Source organism: Methanobrevibacter millerae (assembly GCF_001477655.1).
Taxonomy (GTDB): domain Archaea; phylum Methanobacteriota; class Methanobacteria; order Methanobacteriales; family Methanobacteriaceae; genus Methanocatella; species Methanocatella millerae_A.
In genome coordinates this window covers 73,283-92,119 of the sequence record NZ_CP011266.1, presented here as the reverse complement: position 1 = coordinate 92,119, position 18,837 = coordinate 73,283, and the positions used below count along the sequence as shown (strand labels likewise).

Genomic DNA, 18,837 nt, shown 5'->3' with positions numbered 1-18,837 from the left:
TAGAAAATAAATTAGAAATAAATCTAATTTACTTGTTCGTCTTCATCCATTGCAAGTCTCATATTATCAGGATCAGGTGGGAAGTGTGCTAAGAAGTCTTGAGCAGATCTTCTGACATCTCTTGAACCGATAATGTATCTACCTGCAATAATTACATCAGCACCTTTATCGATAGCTTCTTCTACATTGTCAGGAGTGATTCCTCCAGCTACTGCAATTAAGCCACCGCCAAGGATTTCTTTAATCTTTTTGATGTTACCCCATTCGGTCATTTCACTTACATCTTCACCTTTTTCAGCTTTGTAAGTTTCAAGATCGACGTTTCTGTGTAATAATACTATATCAGGTTTTAAATCATCAGGCAATTGTGATAATTTTTCTTCAAAGTCAGCTACATTCATCATGTCCAAGATAGCATAGATACCTTGTTTTTGGGTTTCATGAATAGCTTTCTTGATTGATTCAATAGTACCTAAACCGGAAATAGCTACTGCATCAGCGGTTGCATCAGCTGCCATTTTAATTTCTACACGTCCAACATCTAAAGTTTTTAAATCAGCAATGATGAATGCAGAAGGACGAAGTGCTCTGATATCTTCAACTACACCGACACCGAATTTTTTAACGAGTGGTGTACCTGCTTCAATAAGTACTCTTTCTTTATCAGGTAAATCATTGAGGATTTTAGCCATTGCTTCTTTACTGTCTAAGTCAAGAGCAACTTGCAAGTAAGGTGGAGACCAAAGTTTTTGTACTCTGAATCCCATAATTGGGTGAGTTCCACGGTCTTTTTCTGCGAGAACTTTATCAATTGAAGGGTATCCTTCCATAGCTCTTCTAATAGCCAATTTGGTAGCTCCATAGTTATATTGATAGATTTTTCTGTAATCTTCTGCTGAAGGGTCAATGAAAACACTAACGTTAATTACAATATCTTCAACAATATCTTTTGGTATGTAACCGTCTTCTACCGCATCAGCTACTGCTCTTGCAACAGCAGTTTGTGCAGGTCCAAATATTTTACTAGCAGCGTCTAAATCACCAACAGTTACTTTAGGAATAATTAAAGTTGCTGGTTTTGTCATTAAGTTTGGTCTGATTACACTGGTTAATGGAGTGTGTCCAACTGAGAGATTGGATAATCCATTAGCGAAAGCTTGACCAACAGGGCCGAATTTGTCACCAATTAATAAATCAATGTGTGCTAATTCAGGGCCGTCTCCAATAAGAGCTTCTCCTATTCTATACATTGGGTCCATTAAATTTCCTCCGTTATATAATAACACTTTATAATTTATTTTTATTTGTAAATATAATTATTGGAAGTTAATGCGTTTTGAGATATCCTTTGGTAAAGGTAATCTTCTGAAAGGCATTCCTTTATTTTTGTCTGAAATTTCAGATATTAATTCATCAACATCCATGTCCACTTTTTCTCCGGTTTCACGAACAGTAACCTGGAATTTACCGGATTCAACTTCCTTATCACCGATAACAAATATATAAGGTATCCATTCTTTGGATGCGTTTCTGATTTTTTTACCGACACTTTCGTCACGGTCATCAATATCTACACGGATGTTTGAAGCATTGATTTTTTCGTAAATTTCTTCTGCAAACTCTTCATGTGCTTCTCCAACAGTTATTATTCTTGCTTGAATCGGGCTTAACCAGGTTGGCAACATTGGAGATTTTTCATTTAACTCAATAGCTGTCTTTTCAAGCATTGCACATAAGACTCTTTCAATACTTCCTGTAGGTGAACAGTGCAAGATTGTTGGGTTGTGCTGTTTGCCGTCTTCACCTAAGTATTCAACATCAAATCTTTTTCCACTTTCAACATCGATTTGAACTGTAGGGTTTTCAATCGGACGACCTAAGTAGTCAATATTTGCTAAATCGATTTTACAAACCCAGTAATGATGTCTTTCAGGCAATACTTCTAAAAGAATTGGTTTGTTGAATTTAGATGCGATTTCATACATCCATTCCTTATTTTCATCAAAGAAGTCCTGGGTTGCTCTGAAGATTACTTCAAAGTCTAGGTTCAAGTCTTTACCAGTCTGTAGACACATGTCAGTTTGGGCTGCAAACTCTTCCAAGGATGATGGTACATCAGCACAGAAAGAGTGGAAATCAGGCATGGTGAATGCTCTTAATCTTTTAAGACCTACAACTTCACCTTTTTTCTCATATCTGAAACTGTAATGTGTTAATTCAAAGATTTTAGCTGGTAAATTTTTCCAGGTTAAGAATGAATCGCTCATTAATCTGAATGCACCGAAACATGCTGCAAATCTTAACATTAAATTCTTTTTGGTGTCAGTTCTGTATTGTCTTTCACCGAATTTGTAGGCATGTTCGTAAATTGCCTGGTTGTCCAAATCATAAAAGATTGGAGTTTCAACAGGCATTGCGCCACGATCAACTACCAAATCATAAACATAATCATCTAATAAATCTCTGATTAATTTTCCTTTTGGATACCAGCGGAGGTTACCTACATCGGATGCAGGTTCATAATCACAGATTTCTTTTTCTCTCATTAATTTGACATGAGGAGGTTCTCCTTCATCAGATGCACCTTGACCTAATTCATAATCGACAAGCTGTTTGAAGGCCTTATTGTCAAATTTAAAATCTTCAATTTCAGTTATTTCATTTCCTTCAAGAATTTGCCATTTAGAAGGTTTTCTTTCTATTTTTTCTTCTTCTGAATCTGCAGTGATAGTTCTTGAAAGTTCACTTAATGGGTGACCTTTACAGGATATTTCAAATGCCTTATACCATCCGAACGGTACTCTTTGAACATTTAAATCTTCAGCCAGAAGTGCTTCTTCAGCATCTTTTAAAATCTCAACTGCCACTTTTGGTGAGCTTAATGAAGAAGATAAATGAGCATATGGATATAAAACAATATTTTCTGCTTTAACTTGTTCATTAGTTTTTAAAACTTCTTTGACTAAGTTTTTAACAATTCCTTGAGGATTATCTTCGTCTTCTTTTTCAACAGCTGTGAATACTACTAAAGAATCATCAAAAGAACCGTTATGTTTGGCTTCTTCGATTTCTTCAGCCACAGGTGTTTTCTTTTTTACATTATAATTTAAATAATCAGAATGAATTAATAGTATTCTCATTTGACCACCATATATTATGATTTAATTTTTATTTTTAATATTATATAAAATGATTTAATTAATATAAAAAGAATGTAAAATCGAGTGAATTATTTAGTATTTTGATTCAAACAAAAAAATATTCATTGAATTTTTGATTTAATCAAAGAAATGAAAAGGAAATGTTATTTTTATGTAAATTATATATGTTACTGTTTTCTTAAATTATATTATGATTAACATAAATAAATCAATTGTTTTCAGTTTGATATTGCTGATATTATTAACAGTGTCAGCGGTTTCGGCTGAAGAAAATATAACAGATTTTACAACTGAGGGAAATCTGTTAAAAGTAGATTCATCAAATGATAACTTCAATGATTTAAATAATGAGATAAATGGAAGTCTAAATGAATTAAAACTTACTCATGACTATGTCTACGATGAAGGCAATGACATCAATTTCACAGATGGAATTAATGTCTCCAAAAGCAACTTCCTTTTGGACGGTAACGGATATAGTATTGACGGAAACGGAAAAGCAAGAATATTTAATATAATTGGGAACAATGTCACTCTAAAAAATTTGATAATCAAAAATGCATTAAATGGTGCTGTGTCTTTCGTTCAGCCAAATGCAGAGTATTATCTGGACAATGTCACCATTCAAAACTCATCCTCCAAATATGCTTCTGGTGGAATTGAACTAAATGCTACTAATTTGGTTGTAAACAATTCAAAATTTATTTCAAATACTGGTACTAAGAGTTCAGACATTTTTTTCAACGAAAAATGTAATGTAATTGTTCTAAATTCCACTTTTGAAGGTGGAATCGAGTCAAAATGGTCACATATTTATTTTTCTGGCGGAGCATTGATTGTTGACAGTTCTACTTTTGCAAATTCACGTTCAAGCTATGCCAATGCAATTTATGGTGAAGATGGTAGGGTGACTGTACGTAACACTAAATTCAGGAATCTTACTGTTTTGAATAGTGCTGGTGCAATTGGCGTTAAATATGCGGTTAATTTAACTGTTGAGGATTGTGAATTTACAAATATCACTTCAGGTAAGGATGGTGGGGTGATTTTTGCTGATATTGATCAGGGTTATGTGACAATCACCAACTCAAAATTCCATGGTTGTTTTGCGGCATTTGGAAGTGCCGTAATGCAGCTTAGAGCTGAGTTAAATATCATCAACTCAACTTTCGAAGATAATATTGCAATGTATGATGGTGGAGTATTATGGACATCATATGCTGATGTATCCATTGAAAATTCCACATTCAAGAGAAATAATGTTGTTAAAGAAGATTTGGAAATTGGGGGAGTATTGTACTTTGATAAAGGAGACATATTAATCAAGGGTTCAACTTTCATTGACAATCACGGATCAAACAAAGGGGATGCGGTATTCACCTATGATTCCAAACTCACATTACAAAACAACACCTTTAAGGATAACGGAAATGCCCTATACTCAGTATTCTCAACACAAGACATTGCCGAAGACAATAAATTCAATAATGATTTAGTTTCTGTTAACAACACATTTTATGCAACAATTGTGGTAAACGACGGAATAGAATTAACACTGATTAATAACACTCCTTATAAATTTGACACCTTACCTGATAAATTCAATTTAAAGGATTATGGATTAGTGGGTCCTGTCAGAGACCAGGGTAATATGGGTGCATGCTGGACATTTGCAACATCCGGTGCTTTAGAATCAGCATTGCTTAAAGCAACCGGAAAATTATATAATTTTTCACAGGACAATATTCAAAATACAATGCTTCAATATTCAATTTATGGAGTTGATGGAATTTTAGAAGGTGCACAACAATCCACAGGTGTCGGATATCTTGTAAACTGGTACGGTCCATATCCAACCGATCTGGATAGATATGATGAGCTTGGAAAAGTATCCACCCATATCAACATGGCAAATGAAAGTATACATGTTCAGGACGTAGTGTTCTTCCCGGCTCGTCAAAATGCAACAGACAATTATATCTTTAAAAAAGCATTAATGGACTACGGAGCATTTCTAGTGGCAATTTATGCAGGTGAGAATTCAAAATATTATAACGAAACATCTGCTGCACGTTATTACAATGGAACTAAAGGTATAAATCATGCGGTAACCCTTGTTGGTTGGGATGATAATTATCCTGCAAGTAATTTCCTAAATCCGCCTTCTGGTGATGGTGCATGGATTATTAAAAACAGCTGGGGTACAGAGTGGGGAGATGAAGGCTATTTCTACCTATCATATTATGATACCTCATTCAATACTCAAAACCCTCAGCAGTATCCATACTATGCGGCTTACTTATTTAACAACACTGTTCCATACAATAAGAATTATCAAGCAGATGCGGGACAGTTAAATAACTTTGTAGATCAATACAAGTACTTCTCAAATACCTACACTGCTCTTGAAGATGATTTAATTGCAGCCGTGGGTACTTACTTTGATAGTGAGGGAGTTGATTATGAATTTGATATTTATGTTAATGGAGTGTTAAAACACACACAAAATGGCGTAAGCCCATTTGCAGGTTATCATACCATCAAATTAACACAATACATTCCAATTTCAGCAAATGATACTTTTAAAGTTGTATTCAAAAATAGTTCTCTACCTTTCGAATCTAATTCAAGACATCATCATAAGGAAAACGTTTCATTTGGAAGTGTGGATGGTGTCAATTGGGAGGACCTTGCTAAAGATAATGTAACAGCAATATTGAAAGTGTACACCATTCCCATGGAAAGTGTCATTATTCAAGCTGAAGACATTGTGATGTATTATAAAAACGGCACAAGATTTGAAGTAAAATTATTCGATAGCCAAGGCAATCCATTTGCAAATGAAAATATAACTCTTTCTATTAACGGTGTTTCTTATAATAGAACAACCGATGAAAACGGTAGTGCTTCAATTGCCATTAATTTAAACCCTGGCAATTATACATGTTCTGTATCTTATATTGGCAGAGAAAATTATACTAATTCCACTGTTGAAAACACAATAACTGTTTTATCTACTATTCGTGGTAATGACTTGGTAAAAATATTCAGAAATGAATCTCAATACTATGCCACTTTCCTTGATGGCCAAGGCAATCCTTTAGCTGAAGGAACAAATGTCACATTCAACATCAATGGCGTATTCTACACTCGCCAAGTAAATGGCAGTGAAGGAAAAGCTAAATTAAACATTAATTTAGAAGCTGGAAAATATGTCATTACTGCTTATCATCCATTTAATAATCAGACACATTCAAACAACATTACTGTATTATCTAGGGTAATCGATAATGATGATTTAGTAAAATACTACAGAAACGGTTCCCAATATGTTGTTACTATTTTAGGTGCTGACGGTAAAGTGGTAGGTGCTGGTGAAAACGTCACATTCAACATCAATGGTGTAATGTACACTCGCCAAACCAATGAATCAGGTCAGGCTAAATTAAACATTAATTTAGGTCCTGGAAACTACACGATAACAGCAATGTACAATGACTGTAGAGTATCTAATAACATTGAAGTATTGCCTGTCCTGTTTGCTGAAGACTTAGTTAAAAAATATGGTATTTCCGATCAATTCAAAGCATTATTAGTTGATGGTCAAGGAAATCCTTTCCCTAATCAAAATATTACTTTCAACATTAACGGAGTATTCTATCAAAGAACCACAAATGATGAAGGTTATGCTGCATTGAATATTAGATTAGGATCACCTAATGATTCATATATCATTACTTCAAGTTTCAATGGAACTAACATATCAAACAAAATTACTATTGTAGATTAAGGGGGGCAATGCCCTCTTAATCTGTTTTTTTAAAATTTTCTATAATTACCAAAAATCCTATTTTTGAAAATTTAGTTTTAGAATCAAGATTTTTAGAACCATACCTAAAATCAAATGATTTCAAAAAGATAATATATAATCAAAATAAATTATTATTCATGAGAGTTATTTTAGCAGGAACAGGTAGTGCAGTTGGAAAGACTACAATTGCAACAGGAATCATGAAAGCATTATCTGAAAAATATAATGTGCAGCCGTTCAAAGTAGGTCCGGACTATATCGACCCATCATACCACACTTTAGCAACTGGAAATACTTCCAGGAACTTAGATTCATTCTTTATGCATGACGGACAGGTCAGGGACTCATTCAATAAGGCGATGAAAGATAAGGACATTGCAGTTATTGAAGGAGTCAGAGGCCTTTATGAAGGAATTGACTCAATAAATGATATTGGAAGCACCGCTTCAATAGCCAAATCCCTAAAAGCTCCAGTTATTTTAATAATTAATTCCAGAAGTTTAGTTAAAAGTGCTGCTGCATTGGTATTGGGCTTTAAGGCATTAGATCCTGAAATTAACATTGCAGGAGTTATTTTAAATAAAGTTAAAAACAAGGCACACTACGAAAAAACCAAAAAATCAATTGAAGAGATTACGAATACCGAAGTTATCGGAGGAATCATACGCGATGACAATATTTCAATAGAACAAAGACATTTAGGCCTAGTTCCTGCACGTGAGAGAGAAAACTCATTGAAATTCATTGATATATGGTGTGAAACAATTAAAAATTCGATTGATTTAGATAGATTGGTTGAAATTGCCAAAACTGCTCCTAAGATTAACTCTGATTTGGAACCTATTTGGAATAATCTAAACAAGCAAAAAGTAAAAATTGGAGTTGCATACGATGAAGTTTTCAATTTTTATTATAAGGAAAATATTGAATCATTGGAAGTAAATGGGGCTAAAATTGAATATTTCTCGCCATTAAGTGATGAAAACCTACCGGATATTGATGGACTATACATTGGAGGAGGATATCCCGAACTGTTTTCAAAAGAGCTATCAAATAATCAAAGTATGCTTAAAGATATCAAGAACTTCCACCTAGACAACCGCCCTATCTTTGCCGAATGTGGTGGTTTAATGTATCTTATGAAATCAATACATGAAGATGCAGTAGTAAATGTATATCCTTACAAGTCAATATTAACAGAACGTGTACAGGCATTGAAATATACTATTGCAGAAGTTCAAAAAGACAACATAATATCTAAAAAAGGAGAAGTATTCCATGGACATGAATTCCACTACTCAAAAGTTATTGTAGACACACCAAAAAATGAATTTGCATTCAAAATAACTCGAGGAAAAGGTTCATACAATTTACAAGACGGATTTATGGAAAAAAATACATTGGCCAGCTACGTGCATACACATGTAGCCGCTATGCCTAACTTTGGAGGAAACTTATGTCTTTCAGCCCTAGAAAAATAGATTTTTTCCATCCATATATTGTACCGATTGCAATAATAATTTTCTTGATAATGGGTTACATTGGATCTTTTAATTATAGGTTTAAAGACCCTTTGAACACACAAACCATAATAACAATAATTTTTGCGGCCATATTATTCGCAATTGCTAGTTTTATTGTTTCCAAAAAGTTTACAATAGAAAAAACTAAAGAAATCAATTTTCTATCAGAAAAGATTATACTGATATTAGTTATATTCGCATTGATATTGCAAAGCCTAAATATGGTATTATTAGGTGGAATACCATTATTTAATAGTGTATTAAAAGCAAATGCAACAACTAATCTTTGGAGAATAGCTTACCCATTATTTTTAATTTTAATTAACATATTACTTGCAAAATACTATGATAGAAAATATTTACTTTTAGTTTTGCTTGGAGCATTGATTTTCGGCCTTAACGGTTATAGAACCTCCGTTATAGGAATACTTGTCAGCGTATTCATTACAATGTATTATCTTGGAAAAATTTCTAAAAAGATTGGAATTCTATTCGTTGCAGTTATTGCTGCTGGAGGACTTGCTGTAGGATATATTGCATCACAGTCCATTGCCACACAAACCTGGACGTTAAACCCCGTTGAGTTAATATTTTACAGGGCGGCATTTACACAGGAAGTGTTTGAAAAAATCATTCCTCTTGCAGGAACAACCCATGGACATATATTATCAATGATATTTTCATCAGGAAGCCCAAGATCATTTATAGGAAACTATGTCCTTCACTATGACGTATGCCTAACCTCAACAATGTTCGGTCCGGTAATGCTTGATTTTGGTTATATCGGCCTTACAATCCAGATGTTGTTTATGGGAGCATTTTTAAAAATAATCCATTCAATTGCTAAAAAAGGAGTTGGAATCGGAATATACTCAATTATATTAACCCACACATTAATATGGATTGAAACCGGTCCGACAGACATAATGATTTGGTTTTTATATCTTTTAGGAGCAATACTGATTATATTAGAATTAAAAAAGGATTAATAAATCAAAAAAAAGAAAAAAATTAGAATAATAATGTTAAAATAATCAATATTATAAGTGAAATAAAGAAGATTACAGTACCACGGGTGATAAAGAATCTTGATCTGTCAACATAAAGAAATGTTAAACCGTAAGATAGAGCTAATGCCACAACCATCTCAATTAAGCCACTTATACCAGAATTAACTTTCAATACCCTTCCAAATAAGAAAGATAATAAAAATGAAATGAGCACAACAACTATAATAACAGCAATAGGATTGCTTAAAATTGGCTGCAGGCGATCAAATAATGATGGGCCTGAAGAATAACCATAATCATATAAATTTGTAGGATAAAGACTATTGGTCTTCTTATTTCTACGCTTATTTAAAAATGAAAAAGGTGAATTGTGAGAATTATACTCTTCAACTTGAGGATATAATGTATTTTTATAAATAGTAGGATTACTGTCACGTCTGCGCATTATATAATCCATATCAGAAGCATCATAAGTATACTCAGGATATTCATCCTCAACATATGAAACATCACCAGTTGAATAATCACTATCTAAAGTGGTTTGTTGGGAATTGTCCTGATATTTTTTGGCCAATTCTGTTAAATTATCCCTATCAACCAATTTGATATTTCTTCTTAGGGCATAATTAGTAGCCTGATTATCAAAATAAGCAGATGTAACAACGGCAACCTTTGAAGCCTTAAGACTTTGAGCTGCATCTTCCATCTCTTTTAATACATCAATTCCAACTTCAAACTCTTTATCATAATTGTTACATGCCATGACAACACCAAAATCCCCTATTGTTGTTGGCAATACAGCATATATATCAATAACTCGTTGTGATGTCTTAAAGTTCTTGTATACTTTAAAACCAGAATCCTCCAATACTTTAGCTATAAAATTAATCAACTGTGGTTTTTCCAAAATTCCACCCGCATGTGTTTCAGTTATAATTAATTTATAAATGAAATTATTATTAAAGTTTATTATTATCTAACATTCCTAGAAACTTAATATATTTTTGGATGAAATTTTTCATCATAATTGGTTTTTAATAACATTGTTATATTATTTTGGTATGGATAATTGATTTTTCGTAAGTTTTTTATATTATTTGTGAACAAAAAATTAAACAAGATTTAAAAACTCACTAATTTTTGTGTGTTGAATTGTTGATTAGTGTGTTTTTTTCTTGTTTCCCGGATGTTTGTTATTAACATCTGGGGTTTTTCGCTCTTTTTCATCATATTGATGTTCTTCGTATTGTGTTAGTTCTTTGGATGCTTCTTTTATTATAAAAATCGATTATTTCTTCTCTTTTTGTTCTCGATCCAAATAGTATGTCAAAGAAGAATAAATAGATATTTCCTATTATTTTTGCGAAATTCGACTGATAAATTATTTTTTTATCTTTATTTCTGGGTGTTCTTGTTATATTGTTTTCTGCGTGGTTTTTTATGGTTATTGCTAGGTTATAAACGAATATATGTGCGTAAAAATCTTGTTCGATTATTTGTCTTCGTATTCCGCTGAAATCTTCGATTTCGATGAGATTTTTTAATCTATCGAATCCTGTTTCTACTGTCCATCTTTTTGCATATAATTCTTTTAAATCTTCTGTTGAGAATTCTTCTGGTGTTAAATTTGTTGCTAGTATTTCTGGTTCTTCATTTCCAATATCTATTAATGCTATTCTTATTTCTAATCGTCCCATTTTTCTTGCTTTTTCTTTTAAATTTTCATCATCAAATTTCTTTAATCTGTTGTTTGTCATGTTGATTTGTATTATTTCATCATTGGTTTTCATTTGTTTAATTTGATGTGCAAATACGTTTTTTGGTAGTCTTATTAAAAATTTTGAGTTCAAATCAATAGTTTTTGCCATTAATTCGATTGATGGATAACCCCTGTCATAAATTGTAATTAATTTTGTGATGTCTAATCGTTGTTTTAAGTTATTTAGATGTTCTATTGCTAAATCAATTTCATTTACTACTGTTTCAACAATTTTTACAGTTAAAATATGTTTGGAATGCACATCCAATACGCATGAAACTCTTGCACGAATTCTTTTTTCTTTTAACAAGTTTTCATCACCAACAGGAAATTCTTCACGTGTTAAAGTAACATTTGGAAGATCAACAATACTCCCATCACACGCACTGACAATATATCCTTTAAATTTTGAAAATCCTGGAAATTTGTTATATAATTCATCAATAAAACATTCATACATGTCAATAAACACTTTAGGGTCAATAAACATTCTCTGTTTTCCAATTCCCTGACTCGAAATCGTTTCAAAATCTTTCTTCATCCACATAGTAAAAAATCTAATCGTTTCAATATAACTAGTACAGCTCCTTTGGGAAAGAATAAATGCAGTATATTCTTTTTGAGTCATTTTTCTATCCCTAATAAATCGATTATCTTCAGTAATATATCTTTTTGATATAAAACACTCAAATAATCGAAAAAAATTTTTGATAAACCTATCAAAAGAATACATAAAATACTCCTCCAATTAACTAAATTCGTAATCAAAAAACTTCAATTACATATATAATTATATATAACTCATAATATTTAAAATAAACTATTAATAATTATTAAAATAAGATATAAATAAATTAAAAGTAATTAAACAAGTATTAAAATAAATAACGTTTGATTCAATTAAAATAAATAAAAATTAGATGTTTTCAATATTGAAAACATAGTTAAAAATAAGTTAAATCCTTAAGTTTCTAGGAATGATTATCTAAAATTTTAATAATTTAAAATAAAATATGTAATACTATGAAAATCTTAATATCAAATGATGATGGAGTAACCGCATCAGGAATATTTGCATCCAAAAAAGCAGTCGAGGATTTGGGTGATACATTAGTCATTGCACCAGAATTACAACAAAGTGGAATTGGACACGCATTAACATTATATGAGCCATTAAGAGTAAAAGAAAGAATTTTAAAAGATGGAAGCATAGCTTATGGAGTTACAGGAACACCAACAGATGCCGTGACAATAGGCCTATTTGAATTACTTGATGAAAAGCCGGATTTAATGATATCCGGAATAAATACTGGTTTTAATTTAGGAAAAGCAGAGTTAACTACATCCGGAACAGTGGGGGCTGCACTTGAAGCAGCAAGCTTTGGAATTCCCACAATAGCCATTTCCCAGGAAGTGACAAGAGACGACATTAAATTTGAAAATGGGGAAGTGGACATTGATTTTAGTTTTGCTGAAAAAATGCTTAACAAGTTAGCCAAAATAGTATTGAAAAAAGGATTGCCCGAAGGCATTGACTTATTGAATGTGAATATTCCGGCAAACCCGATTAATGATGAATTTGAAGTAGTTAAATTAGGAAATAGAATGTATAATCCAATAATGGAAAAAAGACTGGATCCAAGAGGGCAACCATATTACTGGATTGGCGGTGAACCTTACACATCAGATAAAAAAGGCAGCGACGGTTATGAATTAAAAGTAGCTCAAAAAACTACAATAACTCCATTAAAAATAGATTTAACTGGAGATTTGAATTTATTAAAAGATTACTTAGAGATTTAAATCTTTAAGAATCTTATCACGTTCTTCATAAAGTTCATTTAAAATTTTTTCATCAGTGCAGCCGTCTTTTTTAAGTTTTGCTATTGTTCTAGTAATAGCTTCCAAATTGCTTTCTAATTGATTAATTGACATAGTACTATATTAAAACATTAAAGTATATAAATTTTAAAAATAATAGTATATACATTAAAAAGGGATGAAAATATATGACAGATAAAGACCAAGTAAACAGATTATTTAACCAGTTTAAAAATAAAAATGTAACTGTTGAGTTAAGAGACAACAATCAGGCTGAAGGAAAAATCATAGCTATTGATAATTATTTAAATATTGTTATAGAAAATGAAAATGGTATAGAAACCTTAAAAGGCGGAAATATTGTTTTTGTTAGTTTAAATGAATAATACTAAAAAGCCAGCACCATTTAATATTATCATTAAGATAAATCAACATTAATGCCTAAAATATTATCTTCACCATTATAAACATCATATGCAATTTGAGCCGCACCAATAGCTCCGGATTCTTTAGATATTACTTTCAATTCATATTTGTTTTTGAAATACTTGTTGATTTCATCCTCAAAGTTGAACGGTTCAGTTGCACTTCCAATGGAACCCGTCAGGACAATACCCTCTATTTCATTTTCGCAAACTACAACAAGACCTGCAATTTCCATTGCCACAGTCATGATTAATGTGTCAATAGCCAACTTTGCTTTTTCATCACCATTTCTGTAGTTTTCCAATAGCTGATTTTTCATGTTGGCTACTTTACCATCGATTCCGGCAATTTTTACTGCACCTGCATGTGAAAAGCATTCATTTGCAGTTCTTCTGCCTTCGTCAATGTCACGTATCATTTCCAAATCAATTGGTCCGTGAACTATACCCATTGCACCAAGACATGCATCAATTGCACCTTTGATTTTGGAATCCTCAATCAGTATGTTAACGCTGTTTGATGATATGTCCGCTACGATAAAATTTTGCCAACCCGTTTCCTTGATTGCATTATATGAAATACTTACCTTCTCAGGACTGGCCTGGTGTGAATAAGCTGCATTAAATAATTCATCTAATGAAGTAGAATTCTTGTGAAGACCCGGTATCATGATGCTTGGAATATTTGAATTTTCAAGTTCTGAAAATACGGAGGTTCCGCCCCCAGTGACCTTACCTGCACCGTTGATTGATAATATTCCCCTGTCTTCAACCTTTTCAGTCGGTAAAATGTCGCTTATACCATCACCCATTGCATAAGTGATTGCCATTAACTTTACAGATTCCAAATCACATCTTTTTGATAATTCTTCAATAGCCGAAACCTTACCACTTTTAGAATCTTCTCTATCAATTTTAAAAATATCAATAATTTCCGCATCATCATCCATGATACAAAAAGAGATTCCTGTAGTACCATGATCCATTCCAATAAAAGCCATAAAAAAACTCCCCCAATTAAATATACTTTAAAATCAATAGTTAAAAAAAGTTATGCTTTAATAAATAAATAGTAAAAATAAAAAAAGTTAAAGATGAATTTAATCATCTTTTTGTAATCCACAAGCTTTTCTTAATCTTGCACCAACAATTTCTATGTCTTCTTGCTCTTGAGCTGCTCTCATTTCTTTTAAGTTAGCTCCGTTGGTAGCGTTTTCATCAGCCCATTGTTTTTTGAAAGTTCCATCTTGGATTTCACTTAAAACTTGTTTCATACCGTCTTTTGCTTCTTGAGTAATGATTCTGTTTCCTCTTGTTAAACCACCATATTCAGCAGTGTTACTTACATCATGCCACATTCCTTGGAAACCTTTTTCGTAGATTAAGTCTACAATAAGTTTTACTTCGTGACAGGTTTCAAAGTAAGCGATTTCAGGTTGGTATCCAGCTTCAACTAATGTAGTGAATCCTGCATTGATTAACTCAGTAATACCACCGCATAAAACAGTTTGTTCACCGAACAAGTCAGTTTCAGTTTCTTCTTTGAAAGTAGTTTCTAATACTCCAGCTTTGGTTAATCCACAAGCTTTTGCCATACCTAAAGCTAATTGAAAAGCATCACCGGTTGCATCTCTTTCAACCGCAACTAAACCAGGAATACCAAATCCTTCTTCGTAAGTTCTTCTTACCATGGATCCAGGTCCTTTTGGTGCAAACATTACAATATTTACATCTTCAGCAGGGTCAATTAATCCAAAGTGAATGTTATATCCATGAGAGAATGAAATAGTATTTCCGCTTTCAACATAAGGAGCGATTTGTTCTTTGTATACTTTTTCTTGGATTTCATCAGGAAGTAAAATATGAATAATATCAGCTTCTTTTGCAGCATCTTCAATAGTTTTTACAGTCATGCCATCTTCTTTAACTAAATTCCAAGAACTTCCATTTTCACGTACACCGACAATAACATTAGCACCACTATCAGCCATGTTTCTGGATTGTGCTCTTCCTTGAGAACCATAACCGATTACAGCAATAGTTTTACCTTCAAGTACATCTGTATTTACATCTGCATCATAATACATTTTCATTTTTAACGTCTCCTATTAAAAAAATATTAAATAAAAATTATTAAATACTATATATCTTTTTCAATATTTAAATAAGTAACTAGTAAATAAATAGTTAAATTTTTTTAAAACAAAAAAGAAAATAATTTATTGTAATACATTTAGTATTGCTATAGATCTATGGTGGATATAATTAAGAAATTGATTATATATCAAAAATAGGAGATTATTGATGAAACATGGTGTAATCATGGTTTTTTCATTGATTTTAGCACTGTGTTTAATGGGTGTTGTCTCAGCAAACGAAAATGTAACAGACGTTTGTGAAGATACACAAATTTATGAGGAAAATATTCAGATCGATTCAATTGACATGCAAGAAAACAGTCATGATTCTGCTATTAGTGAAGATGAAATCATTTATTCACCAGATGCGGAAAATGAATATAATACATCAGAAATGACATGCTCAATTGATAGCATGATTAATGTGAATATTGAAAATTTGGAAATTAATACTGACAATATTGATGTGGAAATTTTTAAATTAACTAAAATTGATGAGAGAACCGAAAAAAATGTTTTAAATGAAAATACTTATTCTCCTAATGGATATGTAACTTATAATGATTGTAATCTTTTGATGTTACCTTTAATTGAAAGAAACATGAGTGATGAATCTTTAATTAATAAAATTAATGAAAATAGAACTGAAAAAATACTATTTTCTAGTAATGATGGTTTTTCCGCTAATTCTTGGAACAATGCTTCCTTAATTACTGGAATTTCAAGTAATGATACTTTAAATAAAAAACCGCATGACACTGGATTTATAAGTAATCAAAATAATTATAATTTTTATCCACAAATTGATTTACCTCTTGAATATGCTTCAAATACATTATTGGGCGCTTCAAGAGACTTTGATGATAATGCTTTTATTTGGTCAAAAAATCCAGGTAAAAAAGCGTATGTCACTGTTGATATGGTAAACAAATCTACGGATGAAGTTCTAGATTTAAGCCTTAATGAAAATGTGATTAAAGAAATTGGTGTTAACGCTTCCATAAAAGCTTTAAATTATTTCAAATCGCAGGGTATTTATATTCAAAAAGGTTATCCATATCTTTATGTATTAACTTCAGCAGGTGAAGTTAAAATAAATAACACAAGTACCGAAAGTGCAATCGATGGAATTTCTGAGGTGCTTGGATTGGAACTGAACAAAAATATATTTCCTATACATACTCCATTATGGAAGGATTTGATATTTTATTATTTATGGGTAAGCAGCACGGACAATACTGATATCTGCTCATATGCACTGGCATATGACTCTGAATTGCATGTATCCAATGATATTAAAAAACAGGGAGACCATATAGCATATAAAATGGGATTATATGAAAAGTATTTCCCTCCACAAAATAATTACCACAAGATTGTTGGTAAAAACATTATTAATAGATTTATAAGTGAATTTATTAATTCAACAAATACAACAACAAATAAAACAGACAGCAATAATAATACAACTGTCGTTAGTAATTTAAAGGAGAATATCCCTAATTCAATAACTTTCAGTGGTAATCCTTTTAATATTGTTTATACTGCAATTGCAATAATCATTTTATTAGCTATTTTTTGTGCTACCTATTCAAAGCACAATTTATAATATTTCACAAAATTGTGAAATATTTTATTTTTTTAAATTTTATATAACTTGAATAATAAATTTAATGATAACAACTAAACTGGGATTTAAATGAACAGGGGAATTACACGATACCTAGTAATAACTTTCATATCATCTTTAATAATTACATATGTAATATGTTATTTTTTACAGATACATGGACTTAAAGAGATAATATATGTCAGCTGTTTGTTTGGACTTTATTTTTCAGTAATATATGGAGTAAATGTGCTTGTTGAAGAAAAGGTGGTTCAAAATAATTATAAAAGATTTCTTCTTGTAGCAGCATATATTCTCATATTTGATATTGTCTTTATCGCTCTGGTACCGTTCATATTCAAATATGACTTATTTTCATCAAATGATGTGATTTCTTTAACTTTTAATGGTGTAAAATATAATTTAATGTTAAATGGAATATTTTATATCATTCTATTTTCAATAATTATACTAATTTTAAATTACATATTATACAGATCAGATAAAAAATTAGAAAATAAACACTAAAATTCCGGATTTTCATGCTTTAGAAGAAATATTTTCTTATCCAATCCCCCAGCATAACCAGTTAAGCTTCCATCACTTCCAACAACCCTATGGCAGGGAATTATAATTGAAATTGGATTATGTCCAACTGCTCCACCAACTGCTTGGGCAGACATTTTATCGATTCCTCTTTTTTGAGCAATTTTATCTGCAATTTCTTTATATGTAACAGTTTCACCATAAGGAATCTCACAGAGAATATGCCATACATCACATCTAAAGTCAGTGCCTTCAGGTTTCAAATCAAGTTCATTGATATTAGGTTTTTCACCACTGAAATATCTGGAAAGCCAACTTTTAGCTTTAAATAGGATTTCATCTTCATTTTCCATTAACTCTTCATTAATGGTGGATAAAAAATGCTTTTGTCCTTCAAACCAGGCTCCAATTAAATTATTATCTTTAGAAACAAGCAGAATTTCTCCAATTGGTGATGAATAGTACGTTGAATTAATCATTTTAAAAAAAATAGAAAAATAGATGATTTAGTAACCATCTACTAAGACTTTTAACTCACCAGTTACAATATCAATTATAAGACCGTGTACAGGTACATCTGGAATTAATGGATGATTTTTGATTTTTTCAACAACATCTATAACGTTTTGTTCTTCTGATTCAAATCCACCAATCCATTCAGCCAAATCATATTGAGCAATGTCTTCCTCTTTAATGCCTCTTTGAAGCATTTTTTCTTTTAAAGCTTCAGCATCAGCACCAGCCATACCACATTCAGTGTGACCAACGACCATCACTTCTTCAGCTCCAAGATTGTATAAAGCTGCACCTATTGATCTGATTGCATCTTCTCCAACAATGGAGTTACCTGCATTTCTAACGATTTTAGCATCACCCCTTTTTAAACCTAAAGCAGGTTCAAAAAAGTCGATTAATCTACAATCCATACAAGTTAAAATAGCTAATTTTTTAGCTGCATGGTGAGACATTTCTTCGCCTTCAAAGTTTTCCACAAATTCCTTATTGTCCTTTAAAACATTTTCTAATATAGTCAT

At 31.7% G+C, this 18,837-nt stretch carries 16 protein-coding genes; 7 read left to right on the top strand and 9 right to left on the bottom strand.

The genetic code is table 11. From position 1 onward, the window contains the following. Window positions 1–23 precede the first annotated feature (23 nt). A complete protein-coding gene (locus SM9_RS00365; protein WP_058740279.1) occupies window positions 24–1,250 on the bottom strand; it encodes a bifunctional 5,6,7,8-tetrahydromethanopterin hydro-lyase/3-hexulose-6-phosphate synthase in 1,227 nt (408 codons plus the stop codon). A gap of 66 nt (window positions 1,251–1,316) precedes the next feature. Further along, window positions 1,317–3,140: a threonine--tRNA ligase gene (locus SM9_RS00360; protein WP_058738251.1), complete on the bottom strand. Its 1,824-nt coding sequence runs from the start codon at window positions 3,138–3,140 to the stop codon at window positions 1,317–1,319. 211 nt (window positions 3,141–3,351) lie between these two features. Between SM9_RS00360 and SM9_RS00355 the strand changes: the two genes are divergently transcribed. The 3 genes from SM9_RS00355 (at window position 3,352) to SM9_RS00345 (ending at window position 9,484) form a co-directional block, all read left to right on the top strand. Then, window positions 3,352–6,951, top strand: coding sequence for a C1 family peptidase (locus tag SM9_RS00355; protein ID WP_058738250.1), 3,600 nt, complete (start codon window positions 3,352–3,354; stop codon window positions 6,949–6,951). 158 nt (window positions 6,952–7,109) lie between these two features. Next, window positions 7,110–8,453: a Ni-sirohydrochlorin a,c-diamide synthase gene (cfbB, locus tag SM9_RS00350; protein WP_058738249.1), complete on the top strand. Its 1,344-nt coding sequence runs from the start codon at window positions 7,110–7,112 to the stop codon at window positions 8,451–8,453. Then, a complete protein-coding gene (locus SM9_RS00345; protein WP_058738248.1) occupies window positions 8,429–9,484 on the top strand; it encodes an oligosaccharide repeat unit polymerase family protein in 1,056 nt (351 codons plus the stop codon). Before cfbB ends, SM9_RS00345 begins: the two co-directional genes overlap by 25 nt. Before the next feature lie 22 nt (window positions 9,485–9,506). Here SM9_RS00345 and SM9_RS00340 read toward each other — a convergent pair whose 3' ends face one another. Both SM9_RS00340 and SM9_RS00335 read right to left on the bottom strand, forming a co-directional pair. Continuing rightward, window positions 9,507–10,412, bottom strand: coding sequence for a restriction endonuclease (locus SM9_RS00340; protein ID WP_058738247.1), 906 nt, complete (start codon window positions 10,410–10,412; stop codon window positions 9,507–9,509). Between the two features lie 319 nt (window positions 10,413–10,731). Continuing rightward, entirely contained in the window at window positions 10,732–11,997 is a 1,266-nt protein-coding gene (locus SM9_RS00335) for an IS4 family transposase (RefSeq protein WP_083495786.1), read from the bottom strand. Between the two features lie 290 nt (window positions 11,998–12,287). Here SM9_RS00335 and surE point away from each other — a divergent pair, with 290 nt between their 5' ends. Then, on the top strand, window positions 12,288–13,067 hold the full coding sequence (surE, locus tag SM9_RS00330; protein ID WP_058738245.1) for a 5'/3'-nucleotidase SurE: 780 nt from the start codon (window positions 12,288–12,290) through the stop codon (window positions 13,065–13,067). Here the strand turns inward: surE and SM9_RS12115 are convergent. Beyond that, window positions 13,056–13,199, bottom strand: coding sequence for a hypothetical protein (locus SM9_RS12115; protein ID WP_198144386.1), 144 nt, complete (start codon window positions 13,197–13,199; stop codon window positions 13,056–13,058). The genes surE and SM9_RS12115 overlap by 12 nt on opposite strands. A gap of 74 nt (window positions 13,200–13,273) precedes the next feature. Between SM9_RS12115 and SM9_RS00325 the strand changes: the two genes are divergently transcribed. Continuing rightward, window positions 13,274–13,471, top strand: coding sequence for an LSM domain-containing protein (locus SM9_RS00325; protein WP_058738244.1), 198 nt, complete (start codon window positions 13,274–13,276; stop codon window positions 13,469–13,471). Between the two features lie 32 nt (window positions 13,472–13,503). Here SM9_RS00325 and SM9_RS00320 read toward each other — a convergent pair whose 3' ends face one another. Beyond that, on the bottom strand, window positions 13,504–14,511 hold the full coding sequence (locus SM9_RS00320; RefSeq protein ID WP_058738243.1) for a methanogenesis marker 12 protein: 1,008 nt from the start codon (window positions 14,509–14,511) through the stop codon (window positions 13,504–13,506). Between the two features lie 99 nt (window positions 14,512–14,610). Then, complete coding sequence (gene ilvC / locus SM9_RS00315) at window positions 14,611–15,603, bottom strand: ketol-acid reductoisomerase (RefSeq protein WP_058738242.1); 993 nt, start codon at window positions 15,601–15,603, stop codon at window positions 14,611–14,613. A 211-nt stretch (window positions 15,604–15,814) separates the two neighbouring features. Here ilvC and SM9_RS00310 point away from each other — a divergent pair, with 211 nt between their 5' ends. Together SM9_RS00310 and SM9_RS00305 are read left to right on the top strand one after the other, a co-directional pair. Continuing rightward, window positions 15,815–17,257 (top strand): hypothetical protein, encoded by a 1,443-nt coding sequence (locus SM9_RS00310; protein WP_058738241.1) that lies wholly within the window; start codon window positions 15,815–15,817, stop codon window positions 17,255–17,257. A gap of 90 nt (window positions 17,258–17,347) precedes the next feature. Next, window positions 17,348–17,785 (top strand): hypothetical protein, encoded by a 438-nt coding sequence (locus SM9_RS00305; RefSeq protein ID WP_058738240.1) that lies wholly within the window; start codon window positions 17,348–17,350, stop codon window positions 17,783–17,785. Here the strand turns inward: SM9_RS00305 and SM9_RS00300 are convergent. Together SM9_RS00300 and SM9_RS00295 are read right to left on the bottom strand one after the other, a co-directional pair. Next, window positions 17,782–18,282, bottom strand: coding sequence for a methylated-DNA--[protein]-cysteine S-methyltransferase (locus SM9_RS00300; protein WP_058738239.1), 501 nt, complete (start codon window positions 18,280–18,282; stop codon window positions 17,782–17,784). The genes SM9_RS00305 and SM9_RS00300 overlap by 4 nt on opposite strands. A 27-nt stretch (window positions 18,283–18,309) precedes the next feature. Continuing rightward, window positions 18,310–18,837, bottom strand: coding sequence for a beta-class carbonic anhydrase (locus SM9_RS00295; RefSeq protein ID WP_058738238.1), 528 nt, complete (start codon window positions 18,835–18,837; stop codon window positions 18,310–18,312).